The sequence below is a fragment of the Kitasatospora sp. NPDC093550 genome (genome assembly GCF_044764985.1).
Lineage (GTDB): Bacteria > Actinomycetota > Actinomycetes > Streptomycetales > Streptomycetaceae > Kitasatospora.
Window position 1 is genome coordinate 44256 of record NZ_JBIWJF010000041.1, and the last position, 13364, is coordinate 57619.

Annotated in this window: 13 protein-coding genes; 7 read left to right on the forward strand and 6 right to left on the reverse strand. The window is 71.5% G+C overall.

Features of this window, described 5'->3' with window-relative positions; translation table 11 throughout:
• The first annotated feature begins 96 nt into the window (after window positions 1–96).
• On the forward strand, window positions 97–1629 hold the full coding sequence (locus ACIRD3_RS37125) for a serine/threonine-protein kinase (protein ID WP_402225637.1): 1533 nt from the start codon (window positions 97–99) through the stop codon (window positions 1627–1629).
• Between the two features lie 11 nt (window positions 1630–1640).
• Here ACIRD3_RS37125 and ACIRD3_RS37130 read toward each other — a convergent pair whose 3' ends face one another.
• Window positions 1641–2063, reverse strand: coding sequence for a hypothetical protein (locus tag ACIRD3_RS37130; RefSeq protein ID WP_402225640.1), 423 nt, complete (start codon window positions 2061–2063; stop codon window positions 1641–1643).
• A 53-nt stretch (window positions 2064–2116) separates the two neighbouring features.
• The gene (locus tag ACIRD3_RS37135) at window positions 2117–2704 is read right to left on the reverse strand and encodes a hypothetical protein (protein ID WP_402225643.1); all 588 of its coding nucleotides are present in this window, start codon (window positions 2702–2704) and stop codon (window positions 2117–2119) included.
• 72 nt (window positions 2705–2776) lie between these two features.
• Here ACIRD3_RS37135 and ACIRD3_RS37140 point away from each other — a divergent pair, with 72 nt between their 5' ends.
• Complete coding sequence (locus tag ACIRD3_RS37140) at window positions 2777–3028, forward strand: hypothetical protein (RefSeq protein ID WP_402225645.1); 252 nt, start codon at window positions 2777–2779, stop codon at window positions 3026–3028.
• 575 nt (window positions 3029–3603) lie between these two features.
• Here the strand turns inward: ACIRD3_RS37140 and ACIRD3_RS37145 are convergent.
• Both ACIRD3_RS37145 and ACIRD3_RS37150 read right to left on the reverse strand, forming a co-directional pair.
• Entirely contained in the window at window positions 3604–4356 is a 753-nt protein-coding gene (locus tag ACIRD3_RS37145; RefSeq protein WP_402225647.1) for a hypothetical protein, read from the reverse strand.
• Window positions 4357–5158: 802 nt separating this feature from the next.
• Complete coding sequence (locus tag ACIRD3_RS37150; RefSeq protein WP_402225649.1) at window positions 5159–6136, reverse strand: hypothetical protein; 978 nt, start codon at window positions 6134–6136, stop codon at window positions 5159–5161.
• Window positions 6137–6559: 423 nt separating this feature from the next.
• Here ACIRD3_RS37150 and ACIRD3_RS37155 point away from each other — a divergent pair, with 423 nt between their 5' ends.
• The 3 genes from ACIRD3_RS37155 (at window position 6560) to ACIRD3_RS37165 (ending at window position 8913) form a co-directional block, all read left to right on the forward strand.
• The gene (locus ACIRD3_RS37155; RefSeq protein WP_402225651.1) at window positions 6560–6862 is read left to right on the forward strand and encodes a hypothetical protein; all 303 of its coding nucleotides are present in this window, start codon (window positions 6560–6562) and stop codon (window positions 6860–6862) included.
• Between the two features lie 140 nt (window positions 6863–7002).
• Window positions 7003–7731 carry a hypothetical protein gene (locus ACIRD3_RS37160; protein ID WP_402225653.1) on the forward strand — a complete coding sequence of 243 codons (729 nt, stop codon included), beginning with the start codon at window positions 7003–7005 and terminating at the stop codon, window positions 7729–7731.
• Window positions 7732–8085: 354 nt separating this feature from the next.
• On the forward strand, window positions 8086–8913 hold the full coding sequence (locus ACIRD3_RS37165; RefSeq protein WP_402225655.1) for a hypothetical protein: 828 nt from the start codon (window positions 8086–8088) through the stop codon (window positions 8911–8913).
• A 68-nt stretch (window positions 8914–8981) separates the two neighbouring features.
• Here ACIRD3_RS37165 and ACIRD3_RS37170 read toward each other — a convergent pair whose 3' ends face one another.
• Window positions 8982–9470 (reverse strand): (2Fe-2S) ferredoxin domain-containing protein, encoded by a 489-nt coding sequence (locus ACIRD3_RS37170; RefSeq protein WP_402225658.1) that lies wholly within the window; start codon window positions 9468–9470, stop codon window positions 8982–8984.
• Here ACIRD3_RS37170 and ACIRD3_RS37175 point away from each other — a divergent pair.
• Entirely contained in the window at window positions 9439–10878 is a 1440-nt protein-coding gene (locus ACIRD3_RS37175; protein ID WP_402225660.1) for a replication-relaxation family protein, read from the forward strand. The two genes, ACIRD3_RS37170 and ACIRD3_RS37175, sit on opposite strands and share 32 nt — an antisense overlap.
• Window positions 10879–10977: 99 nt before the next feature.
• Complete coding sequence (locus tag ACIRD3_RS37180; RefSeq protein WP_402225662.1) at window positions 10978–11424, forward strand: hypothetical protein; 447 nt, start codon at window positions 10978–10980, stop codon at window positions 11422–11424.
• Between the two features lie 433 nt (window positions 11425–11857).
• Here the strand turns inward: ACIRD3_RS37180 and ACIRD3_RS37185 are convergent, their stop codons facing one another.
• Window positions 11858–12331, reverse strand: a complete 474-nt coding sequence (locus ACIRD3_RS37185; RefSeq protein WP_402225663.1) for a DIP1984 family protein — start codon at window positions 12329–12331, stop codon at window positions 11858–11860.
• Between the last annotated feature and the right edge of the window lie 1033 nt (window positions 12332–13364).

Below are 13364 nucleotides of genomic sequence, written 5' to 3' on the forward strand. Positions count from 1 at the left end.
GGTGGCGGCCACCGTCCCGTTGCTGTGTGTCCTCTCGTGACCTCACCGTTCGTATCCTGGTTCCCCGGCATGTGGGGAAACCAGGGGGGCGGTTAGATGAAGCGCGGAGAACTGATCGCAGGTCGCTACGAGTTGATCAGGCGACTCGGGCACGGCGGCATGGGCGAGGTATGGGCCGGACGCGACCACACCCTGCACCGCGACATCGCGCTCAAGACACTCCTCGTCGACGGAGCGACGTTCGCGGACCTGCCCCTGCGGTTCGAACGCGAGGCTGTGGCAGCAGCGCAGATCAACCATCCGAATGTGGCCGCCCTGTACGACCGCGGCGTGCACGAGGACGTTCTCTTCCTTGTCATGGAGAAAGTGGACGGCGGAACCCTCGCCGAACTCCTCAGCGAGCAGGGGACCTTGGCCCCCGCCCAAGCCCTGGATATCGCCGAAGCGATCTGTGTGGCACTGATGGCCGCCCACCAGGCCCGGGTCATCCACTACGACATCAAACCGCACAACGTGATGCTCACCCGCGACGGGCGGGTGAAAGTCGTCGACTTCGGGATCGCGGGATTATCCCGGACCACGTTCACTCTGGCTCGATCGTCCCAGTTGGCACCGGCCGGAACCCCTGAGTACGGCGCGCCAGAGCAGTTCCACACCGAGCGCGGTGACGAACGATCAGACCTGTACGCACTCGGCGGAGTGCTGTTTGCCATGCTTGCCGGTCGACCGCCCTTCGTCGGACACAACGCCCTGGCCATCATCCGGCACAAGATCGACGAAGACGCGCCTCAGCTCGACTCGCTCCGTCCCGGTCTGCCACGCCCCTTGACGGCACTCGTCGCCGACCTCCTGGAACGCGACCCTTCACGGCGACCCCAATCCGCACGAGAGGTCCACGACCGCCTCTGCGATCTCCGGGTGACCCTCAGCGCCCCCACCTACCCCCCGGCACCGGCCTGGCCCGGCCACACAAACAAACTCCACCGGCCTCATCCTCCGGTGGGACCGTCCCGTGACGCGGCGGACCGCAGTCGGCGCCGCGCATTGGGGCCGACCGGCGCGGCCGCACGCGGGCCCGAATCCGTAGCCGGCCCCCAGGTGCGCGCACAGAGCCGGCCGAGGCCCGACGACGACCATCGGCGCAATGAACCACCCGTCTACAGCCCCAAGGGCTTCGGCCACGAGGGACCCTCGACGGGCGACCACAAGAGACTCAAGATCTCGGTGGCCGTGCTGGTCGCCCTCGGCCTGCTCGGCGGGGCCGGGTTGTTCGGCTACCAGTGGACCCAGGACCAGTACTACATCGGCGAGGAGGGCGACCACATCGCGGTCTACCAGGGCATCAACCAGAACCTGGCCGGCCTGAGCCTGTCCTCGGTCCACACCTCGTACCGGGACGTCGAGCTCCGGTACCTGCCGCACGATCAGCGCGCCCACGTGAACAAGACAGTCTCGGTGAGCAGCCTCACGGAAGCTCTGGAAACGGTGACCGAGCTCCAGAACTGGGCCAAACTGTGCCAGAAGGTCGCCGGCATCGGGACTAGCGAGACCAGCCAGGCGCCCGGCCTGAGCGAGGACGATCTCAGCCGGGCCAGCGCCTGCCCGATCCTTGACGGCCCAAGTAGGTAAGCAAGCGCGGCTCAGCTTTCGGTGAGATCGCCCAACCTTCGCCGAGACAGGACAACGGCCTCCACGGTGGCGTCCATTGTGGCGGTCAGGGCGGGCAGCTCACGTTCCAGGTTGCCGAGCACCGTGCGGGGCATCGCCGCGGCGAGCGCGCAGACCGCCACCAGCGTGATCCGCTCGCCCATCGACAGCTCGGGCAGTTCCTCGGCGTACGGGCTGCCCGTGACGACGTCGGCGGACAGGTCGTACGCCAGCTCCTCGGTCAACTGCCCCGCGCCGCCGGGGACGACCTCCCGGCCGGCGGCCTGCTCGACGGCGTCGGCGGCCCGCGCCAACACGACGTGGTGCCGCTTCTGCGCCTGCCGCTCGGCGAGCGCGCGCACCCACCCGGCCGCCCGCTGGCCCGCCTCCGCCGCCTCGGCGAGCACCTCGTTCACCGCGTGCTGCCGCTCGCGCTCTCACCCTCCCAGTGCGGCGGTCGCGTGCTCGGTCAGTCGTGGCTGGTGCGGGTGAGCGCGTCGGTGAGGAGGCGGATGGCGGCTTCGGCGTCGGCGAGTTCGTCTTCGGCGGGCAGGACGGTTCCGAAGGACCGGCCGCCGGGGGCGTCCAGGGCCCGCCAGTGGAGGACCGGTGCGAGTCGGCTGCTGGCGTCGGCGAGGAACCAGGCGAGGGGGCCGTGGGTGCGTGCGACCGCGAGGGCGAGGGCGGCGAGGGCCTCGCGCAGCGCGGCGAGCCGCTCGATCCTCGGCAGCGCTTCGTGTTCCTCGGCGGGGCCGACCGCGGCTGCGAGCGTCTGGGCGGTCTCCTGGGCCAGGGCGGAGTCCGTCGCGGTGAGTTGCCAGGTGCCGTCGGTGAGCTGGAGTTCCGCCTCGGCCCGCTTGCCCGATGTAGCGTCAAGGGCAGTCGCCGGCGCCTGGAGCGCCGGCAGGAGCCGGTCCCAGAGGCCGGAGTCAGGAGTCCTGCCATGCCTGTTTCGTCGAGGCCGGACCCGCGCCCGGTGGTGTACGCGGTCCGGGACCGGGGCAACCGCATCGTCTACATCGGCCGCGGCCGGAACGAGGACCGCCCGCAGAGCCACGCAGCCGACACCCACAACACCGGGCTCGCCGCCATCCTGGACACCCCCGGCTACACGATCGACGTCGCCGAGATGCCCGACCACGCCACCGCCGTCGTGGTGGAGAGCATGCTGATCGACGTCCTGTCCGCCGGTGTGAAGGCGAAGCTCGTCAACGCCCGCCGGGAGAAGTGGCGCTTCACCCCGCTCGGTACACCTCCCGAGTACGCCGACCGCTTCGCCCTGGAGCCGCTGACCGTCGCCGACCTCGGACGAAGCCTGGGCGGAGTTCTGATCCGTTGGCGGCGGCCTCCGCGGCGTAGCCGACGTAGCCGTTGTCGTTGAGCGGGCTGTAGGGGCCCGGTGCGCCGCCCGCGCTGCCCGCGCCGCCGTCGCCGCCCTTGCCGATGGTGACGATCAGCCGTGAGTTCGGGGGAAGGTCGACACCGGTGCAGGTCACGTGGCCGCCGTCGCCAGCGCCGCCGCCTCCGTAGCCACCGACACCACCGCCCCCGCCCCCGCCGCCGCCCCCGCCGAGGCCGCCCAGTTCACCTGCCGAGCTGGCCTTTCCACCGGAAGCGCCGCCGCCTCCACCGCCCCCACCGGTCGCACCGCCCCCGCCGCCGCCGGCGCCCCACAGGTCGACGCTGATCCGGCTCACCCCGACCGGCAGCGAGATCTCGTAGGTCCCAGGTGCGTCACGCACCTGCCGCCACCCGGGGGGCAAGGCAATCGCCGCCTGGGCCGGGGGCACCCACACGGCAGGCCCCAGGGACACCGCGCCCGCCACCCACACCGCACTCCACCCGCGCACACGCATCGACGGCTCTCCTCTCTCTCCTGCATCACGGTGGCCGACCCGCCCCGCGGCACAGCGCGGGCCGGGCCTGGAACATCCCCCGCCCGTACCCGGACGGTGGTCAGGCTGCGGTGACCACGACGTAGCCGTGGGCGCCGTCGGCGCCGCGCTGTCCGTTCTCGCCCTTATCGCCGAAAAGGCCCGGCCGCGGGCCTCCGAGGTTGACCGCGCCGTCGCCGCCGTCGCCGCCCTTGCCGCCCTTGCCGCCGTTGCCGCCGTTCCCGCCACCGCCGTGCTCGGCCCGGGCGCCGACCCCGCCGGCTCCACCATCTCCGCCGGTCCACGCCCCTGGTCCGCCGTCGCCGGAGTTGCCGCTCGAACGGCCCGGCTTGCCCGCGCCTCCTGCGGGCCCGGCTCCCGGAATGCCCCCTCCTTCGGCCGGGGAGGCGTCCGAGTACAGCGCGCAGCCCGGGAAGCCGGTCTCCCCGTCCCCGTCTGCGCCGGAGGTGCCCGGGTAGCCGTGGCCAATGGTGGGTTCCTTGCGGGCGCCGCCCGTTCCCGGAGAGGAGCCGTTGCCCTTGTGGCCGCCGTCGCCGCCCTGGTTGCCGTCCTTCCACGCGGCGCGCCCGCCCTTGCCCCCGCCCACCGTGGCGATCAGGACTTCCCCGGCGGTCTGGCCCACCACCCCGGGCCTGTACCTCAGCACGGTGTCGGTCCCGTCGGCGCCGTTCGAGGCGGCCTCCGACGGGTAGCCGACCCAGCCGTCCGCGTCATCGCCACTGACCCCGCCGCCGTCGCCGCCGCTGCTGCCCTTGCCGCCGTCACCGCCCTTGCCGATGGTGACGACCAGAACCGAGCCCGGCGGAAGATTCACGCCCCGGCACACCCCCTGCGTCGCGGGCCCGCCGCCACCACCGCCGTACCCGCCGATCCCGCCGCCTCCGCCGCCGCCTCCGCCGCCGCCCCAGCCGCCGCTGACGTCGCCACCGGAGGCGCCGCCGCCCCCGCCTGCACCGCCCGTGCCACCGCCACCCCCACCCCCGGCGGCCGAGAACTGCACGTCGACCCGGCTGATCCCGTTCGGCAGCGCGATCTCGTAGGTCCCCGGCGTATCCCGCACTTCCCGCCACACCGCGCGCGCCTGCGTAACCGCAGCCCCGGCCTGGGGCACCGACACTGCCGGTGCCAGGCACGCCGCCCCGGCCACCCACACGACACCCCACTTGCGCACACGCATCGTCAACCACCCTGCATCGCCAATGACTACGCACACAGACAAGCAGGATCGGCAGCCGCCTTGAGCGGGTGCGGAACGGTGTCCCACGAATCCACCCTCACGGCGCAGCCCTCCCGCGGCGGAGGCGCCGCCGACCTGCCCGGGCGATCTGGCTCAGCCCTCCGAGAGCGAGGGGCGCCAAGCAGCCCGGTGTCGGCAACCATCAGACGCCGGTTCCGCTCACCGCGGTGATGAGGTTTGCAGGGACCATCAGTGGCCGCCTCGTGGCCAACGGCCCAGACCGCACCATCAGAAGAGGCACGCACAAGGCTCGTGCGCACCAGAGGCAAAAGCCGTTGCACGTCCGGTCTCAATCGGGCCCGTGAGTCCACCCCGTGGTCGGCCGCAGGCGCCTGCCTGACACGGCCGTTGGGCCGCGTCGGCTTTCGCGCGCTGTCCGTCACCCGGCGGTGATCACCGCGTATCCGTGGCCGCCGTCCTGTCCGCGGGCGCCGTTCGTACCCGCGGTACCCGCGGCTCCAGTCTGCGGGCCGGCCGAGTTGGACGCACCGTCGCCGCCGCGGCCGCCCCTGCCACCGCTGCCGCCTCTGCCGCCGTCGCCGCCCTTGCCGTGCTCGGCCGGCGAACCTGTGCCGCCGTAGCCTCCAGCGCCGCCGTTGACGGACCCGGCCCCGCCGATGCCGCCCCCGCTGCTCGAACCGCCCTCATGGCCGTCCTTCCCGGCGGGCCCGGCACCCGGGTTGCCTCCGCCGGAGGCCAGCTGAGCGATCCCGGTGAGACACCCCACCAGAGGACTCTGCGAGCCGGGCGCGGCGCCAGGGGTTCCGGCGTATCCCTGACCCGTGTTGGGATCCTTGCGCACACCACCCGTGCCGGGGGAGGAGCCGTTGCCCTTGTGGCCGCCGTCGCCGCCCTGATTGCCGTCCTTCCACGCGGCCCGGCCGGCCTTGCCGCCGCCCGCCCTGGCGATGAGGACCTTGCCGGTGGCCGGCCCGACAACGCCGGGCCGGTATTCCACGGTCGAGTCCGTGCCGTCCGCGCCATTGCCGGCCGCCTCCGAGACGTGGCCGACCCAGCCGTCGGCGCCCTGCTTGCTGGCGTCCCCACCGTTGCCGCCGTCGCTGCCGTTGCCGCCGTCGCCGCCCTTGCCGACCGTGACGATCAGCACCGATCCCGCCGGCAGGTCGACGCCCTGGCACAGCACGTGCGCACCGGCACTGCCCCCACCGCCGCCGTACCCCCCGATACCGCCGCCGCCTCCGCCGCCTCCGCCCCCACCGTGGCCCATGCTGGTGTAGCCGCCCGACGCGCCCCCGCCCCCGCCCGCACCCCCGGTACCGCCGCCGCCTCCGCCGCCACCGGCCCAGAAGTCCACCGTGATCCTGCTGATCCCGGCCGGCAGCGGAATCTCGTACACCCCCGGACTGTCCCGTACCTCCCGCCACGACACCCGCGTCGCCGTCACCTCCGCCACCGCCGAGGGCGCCCCCACAGCGGGAGCCAGGCACGCCGCCCCCACCACCCACACCGTGCCCCACCTGCGCACACGCACCGCCGACCACACCCTCTCCCACCAGCGAAAATGTATGCACACAGGCAAACAGAAGCAGCCGTCAGACGACGCCAAAGCTGCTGGATGTCCCGCGACAACCACCCTGGCGGCGGCACGGAACCAGCCAGAGGCAGAATCCGCAGAGCCCGCGCCGGGTAGCTCGGCCAAGGCCAGGGGGCCTGTCCTTCGAGCGGCGACCGCAGTGAACCAGCGGGAGCGAGCGGCTCAGGTGCCGTCGGGCGGCCGCTGCGTGTTCCCGAGCAGCCGGGTGTCTTCCACCATGAGGCGTTGAACGACGTTGCGCAGTGCCAGTTCTCCCGGGCGGGCGAGAGCGGCAAGCTCCGCCAGGCCATGGCCGCCTCGGGGGCCTTGCGGCTGCTGGCCGAGCGGATGGGCGTTCTCGGCTGGCGGATGCAGGACTACAGCGACGAGGACCTGCTGAACGTCGCCTCCGCGTTGCGCGGCACCGCGATCCTGATCGCCCTCGATACCGGGGACATGAACCTCTTCGAGGAGGTCACCGGCCACCGGGTGCACGAGATCCACGACGCCGCGAAGTGGCTGCGGGAGCACGGTGACGGCCAGCCCTGATGCAGAACTGAGTGCCCGGGGTTGTCCACCGGCACGTTGGGGAGGAACACCACCACCAGGCGCAGCAGAGACCGAACAGGGACAGGAGCAGCAGGGACACCGAGGACCAGCACAGCCGGAGCCGGAGACCGGTCGAAGGCGTGCCCGGTGTCGAGCACGCCGGGGGAGCGGGCCGTACCCTGTGCGGGATCCGCGGCCGGTACCTGAAGCTCTTCCTGCACCACTTCCAGCCGCGGGCAGTGGTGGACAGTGCCCAAGACGAGAACGAGGGCGACGGGTGGCGCGAGTACGACGACGCCGTGCCCGTCCTCGCGACCACCCTGGAGCTGCTGGCCACCCGCGGCCCCCTCGGCCCCGTCTGGTGGCGCTACGGCCGCCCCGGCCGGCACTCCCTGCTCGACGCGCTGGAGAACCCGGACAACCGCGCCGCCTACAACCAGCGCCAGAAGGCTCGGGAGAAGAGAGCCCGCCAGGAACACCGAGAGTGGATGCGCACCCTCGCCTGCGCCGACTGCGGCAAGGTCCCCAAGGAGGAGAGCACCTGGCACTACGGCCCCGACGGCAGCCGCCTGGAGTGGAACCGCCAACCCGGCGGCCGCTGCTGGACCTGCCACCAGGACCGCGAGGAACGCCTGGAACGGGAGGCCGAAGAGCAACTGGAGGCCGCCCGCACGGCCAACGCCGCGCTGCGCCACGTCGGGACCCTCACCCAGCGCAACGCCCAGACCCTGCGCAACGGCGACCTCCTCGTCGGCTGGGGATCGCAGCCCTACGTCTCCGAGTTCAGCCGCTCCGGCGACCTGCTCTTCAACGCCCGCTTCCCCGAGGGGGTGAACAGCTACCGGGCCTACCGCTTCGACTGGAAGTAGCCGCCCCCGGGGCGGAGGTGTGCTGCCTGCACTCGGATGGTTTCGGGCCGGTGCCCGTGACCGGCGGTGGAAGCCGTGGGAGAACCCGTTGCACGAGACAGCGCACTTCCGCCCCGAAGCACCAGCGGGCTCGCGTACCGGTCCGGTGCAGGAGCGCCTCCTCTCGTCAGACCGTGGGCGTACACAGGAGGAACCACCATGCCAAGAACGAAGGCGGCCCTGATCGGCGCGGCCATCGCCGTTGTCACCGCTCTGACGCCGCTGAGCGCGGGCCCCGCGCAAGGCGCGCCGCACGGGACCGGAGACAGCGGGTCACCCTCGGCTCGAAGTGCGGACGGGCACCCGGACCTTCTTGTGCACAACCGCTACAGCGGTGGGGCCGAGATCTGGTTCATGGACGGGGCCGACCGCGTCACCGCCCGCAGGAGCGTGGTCGAGAATCCCGGCGAGAGCCCCGTCGTCATCGACGCGCCCTGGCACATCGTCGGCACTGCCGATTTCGACCGGAACGCCGTGGGGGACCTCCTCCTGCACAACGCCGACACCGGTGAGACCCAGATCTGGGATCTGGACTTCCTCGGCACCGTCATGGGCCGGGGGACCGTCACCGACGAGGGCGGCCGCCCCGTCTACGTCGCAGCACCCTGGCAGATCGTCGGCACCACGGACTTCGACCGCGACGGGAGCCCGGACATCCTCTGGCACAACACCAGCACCGGCGAGTCCCAGATCTGGTTGATGCACGGCAGGCAGATCGCCGCCCGACGGGACGTCCTCGACGAAAGCGGCAACCCCACCCACGTGGGTGCCCCTTGGCAGATCACAGGCGTGACGGGCCCCAACCGGTACGGGGGCCCGGACATCGTCTGGCACAACTCCACCACCAATGAGACCCAGGTGTGGGTCCTGGACACGAGCCGCCGCATCGTCGAACGGCAGACCGTGCTGGACGAGAACGGCAGCCCCGCCCGCGTGGGAGCCCCCTGGCAGATCGTCGGCGCCAAGGACTTCGACCTGGATGGGAGCCCGGACATCCTCTGGCGCAACACCAGCACCGGCGAGACCCAGCTCTGGCTGATGAACGCCAACCGCATCCGCACCCGACGGGACGTCCTCGACGAGACCGGCAACCCAGTCCACGTCAGCACACCCTTGGAGATCGCCGGGATCGGAGACTTCTGATCCCGACGTCGGAACGGGCGCGGGTCCCGCACGCGAGGCGTGGGACCCGCGCCCGTTCCTGATCCCGGTCAGGTGTCGTGGCGCTCCGCTGATTCCTTGCGGTGGCGGGGGAGCCGGTGGGAGTCGACCGGCCGTCCGGCGGCGAGGTGTTCGGTGGCGATGAGGACGGCGGCGTCCGGGTCGACGCCGCCGTACCAGACGTCGTCCGGTTGCACGGTGACGACGGCGGCCTGGTGGCAGGGGAACAGGCATCCCGTCTGGGTGACGAGGACGTCGTCGTCGCCGAGACCCCGCGCGGCCAGTTCGCGGTTCAGGCCGCGCAGGGTCTCCTCCGCGCCCCTGGCCGCGCAGCGCGGGCCGCGGCACACCAGGACGTGGTGCCGGTGGCCGGGGATGTCCTCCCAGGCGGCGGAGGTGAGGCCGGGCTCCTCGCCGGTGACGGCCTTCGTCGCCGGGGCGACGGCGGTGACGGCCTCCGGGGAGTCGGCGAGGCGGGTGGCGACGAGGAGTTCGGGGCGGTGGCCCGTGCGCTCGCGGCCCGTCCGCGACCTGATCAAACACAAGCTCGTCGAAGAACGCGGCCGGACCAGCACCATCGGCGCCCTCCAGCCCGACGCCCGGCCCCAGTCCGCCACCCGCTCCGCCCTCGGCGCCAGGAGCAGCGGACCCGGAGAAAAAATCTTCGGCCTCACCCCGGCCGGGCTGCTCGCCGCCGCCGAGGCCCTGGGCGACGACCGGGAGATGGGCGGCCACGCCCGGGGCGCCGGAGAGACCGGCGCACCCCACGCCATGCTCGTCAACGAGTTCATCATCAGCGCCGTCACCGGCACCACCACCCACGGCGCACCACCCCGTACCGACGACCGCCAGGCCCCACCCCGCCGCGCCTTGCACGAAGGCCCGCTGCCCGGCGGCCTGGACGCCTGGGCCACCGAAGTCGCCCACCCCATCACCGGCAAGCAGACCGTCATCCCCGACGCCGTCGTACGCCTGCCGGAGTTCGGCCACCCCGTGCTCTTCGTGGAAGTCGACCGGGGCACCATGACCGACATCAACAAGGTCGCCGGCAAGCTCGACAACTACCACCGGGGGTTCAGCAAGCTCGTCAAGGAAGGCCACCACGAACGCCCGAAGTTCGAGATCACCTACGGCTCCCTCACGGCCCCCGGCTACGGCTACCACCACACCGACGTTCCGCGCCCGCCCGTCCTGTTCGTCTTCGACCGCAGCCTCAAGGGCGGCCGGCCCCGCTTCACCGAGAAGGGGCTGTACGCCCGCATCGACGCCTTCGGCGCCGCCACCCGCTACCACTGGGAAGGCCGCTACCACGAAGAGGAGGGAGTGGAGTACCAGACCTTCAAGGGCAAGATCCCCGTCCTGGCCACCACCACCGACCGCCTCCTGGAACGCGGCTTCCTCGGCCCCGACACCTGGTGGCGCTACGGCCTGGGTACCTGGACCGACCTCGCCCACGCCCTCGACCCCAAGCCCGACCGCGACCTGATCCGCAAGCGCCGCAAGGCCCGCCAGGACCAGGAGCGCGCCGACGCCCAGGCGGCGGCCAAGGCCGAGCAGGACGCCCTGGACGCCCAACAGCGCGCCAAGCTGCTCGCCGCCCGCGCCCACAACGACGCCCTGCACCCCTGCTACACCTGCCACGGCCCCCTCGGCGGCGCCCACGACTCCAGCCACGAACTGGACGAGAACACCCACCCGGACCGCCTGGAATGCCCCTCCTGCGAGCTCGGCCGCCGCGCCGCGACGGGCCGCCCCATCATCTTGGAGCTGCCCACCGCCCGCGCCCTCCGCCGCGCCGAGAAGAACGGCCCGCCCGACGACGACCCGTGGTGGCAGGTGCGCCTCCTCCACGCAAAGCGCTGGCCGAAGCAGGCCAGAAGCAGCGGAGAAACTCCCCGCGATATCACACAGATTCCACGCGGCCGATCAGTGCCAGACAAGCGCTGAAAGCGCAGAACGTAAACGCGTGCATTATGAACCCGCCCACCCAATTGAGGATGGGCGGGTTCGCACCTTTCCACAGGCACCCCAGGGCCACACTGAGCCGTGCCAACAAAAAGCGCCCCGGTCGCCTGCCAATTCCACGAACCCTTCGCGCAACGCTGCACAATCGACCAACCCCGCACCACGAGAGAAAATCTCCTCGCCCTCCTCCAGCACTACACCCACGGCCCACTCGACCTTGGCCACCTCCACCGCCCGGACACCGCCACCCACACCGCCCTGAACCTCCTCGCCCACCTCCTCAACACGCGACCCACCACGCTGCGCCGCCACCTGCGAGGCACCCGCCGACCGGCGGGCCGCAAGCTGCGCGCCGCCGTCACCGATCTGTTCCGGAGGGAGTTCTGCGTACAGAACCAGCTCGACACCGAGGTCCGGCGGGTCCGTGAGGAGTCAGGCCGGGCCCGCCGCCGCGCCGTCCTCGCAGCCCGCGAGGAAGAGGACCAGTGGCTGCGGCAAGCGGTCCTCAAGCGCTACCTGGAGAGCTGACCGAGGACCCTCCTGTGTCACCGGACCTTGACCGTGTGCCACTGAACTTTGACCACGGCACGGTTTGTGTCACTGAAGATTGACCGCCCAGGTCGGCGCCCTGGAGGACCGTCCGGCGGAAGGGTGCCACGACGGCTCCAGATGGCGCTTCTTGAGTGGCTCTGGGGTGGAGTAGATGCGAGGGCCGTGCTGGTCGCACGGCCCTCGCACCGGGTGTGGGGCGCCCCGTTCCCGCCCTCGTCGTCCGGATCTGCACATGGTAGTGAGCTGTGCGGCGTGCCCTGTCACCTGTACGCGGTGCTGAGCTGCACTGTTGGTGAGGAATCGAACCCCTGCGTTGCTCTTCACGCACCAAGGGCCGGATAGACCGCCGACCCGCGGTTTGTGCACGCCTCCGTGACGACTACCTGCTTCCCACACCCCGCTCGTGGGATCAGTCCTCGATCAGGTCGATCTCCCAGTTGGTGCGCTGGATCAGGGTGTCCACCTCGCGGATCTCCTTGGCCAGGACGTCCGCCTGGGCGCGCAGCTCGGCGACCGGCAGGGCGGAGAGGATCCTGAGTTCGGACCGCAACTGCCGTACGGCTCCGCGCTGGTCGCGCCCGGACGCGGCGTCGGCAGCCGCGGTGGTCACCGAGTGGCGCAGCCGCAGGACGTCCCGGCGGGCGAGGGCGTCGGTAAGGGTGCCGCCGCCCTCGATGAGCGCGGTGGAGTTGGTCCGGTTGATCTGACGGATCAGCCGCTCCAGCTCGTCCAGCACCTCTCCGGCCTGGGCCAGGACCTCCGCCGCGTTCTCGGCCGGTTCCTCGCCCTCCTGGTAGCGGGCACTGCCGACGACGCGCGCCCGCAACTGCTCCACCCGCCGCACCGCAGCCGCGCGCTGCGCAAGCGCTTCAGCCAGTTTCACCGCGTCATCCCCCCTACGTCCTACTGATCGTCCGGTAAGTATGCACGTCGGTGCCTGACAGCGCGGTTCGCGGGGCGGGGCCGGCCGGACTGACCCGGCGGGCGCCGGGTGGGTTCATGGAACGACCATCACGGGTCCGGTGAGAACAGCCAGATCCAATGAGACCAGGAAGTCCTGACCTGGGCGGTCAATCTTTGATGACACAAACCGCTCTCCGTCAACCTTCGGTGGCAATCGGTCAAGGTCCGGTGGCACGGGACACCGGTCGGGCGGGGCCGGCACTGCAACGCGGGGTGCAACACGGGTGCAACGCGGGGTGCAACACAACGACAGCGTTGCACCCCTGACCTGCGGAAATGCATGCGCAGAGGGCTCCACGGCCCGTGTTGCACCCCCCGCGTTGCACCTGCCGCTGGCCTCCGGGCAGCGACCTGCCAGCAGCTGTCTGTCCGGCACCGCCACCGACCAGGAAGCCGACGAGATCCGCCCACCCTGCGGGTACCCGCCCCGGCCGCCGCCCGGGTACCACCAGCGGCCTCAAAACCCGCACCCGCCCAACGGCAGGAAACCCCGACAGTCGAATTCTGAAACACTCCATCGAATTGCAGGGGACGCGAAAGGCGGCCCATGCGAAGAGTCCGAATGCTACAATAGCGACAGGAATTCTGGCCGCTCTCCAAAATACTGAGAAGCCGCAAAATCAGCCGGTACACACTCGCCCTACGGCGGGATCTGCTGACAGTGCAGGACTGATACACTCCTGACGGACGGCCACCCTGCGGCCGGACCGGTTCGGTCGGCCAGAGTCCACCCGGGGCCACGGTCTAGACCAATCGGGCAGGAGTGAAGCCGACCCGCACGCGCCCCCTCGGGGCCACCCTCCCCCTAGTCAGCCTGTCGCGAGGCCAGCCAATTTGCCTACTCAGCGATGTGATCAGACCTCAGCCCACCGGCACCACGGAGCGAAGCGGAGTGGTGCCGGCCCGAGCGCGAAGCGCCGGGCCCACCCGGGCGAAGCCCGGGTGCGGACACG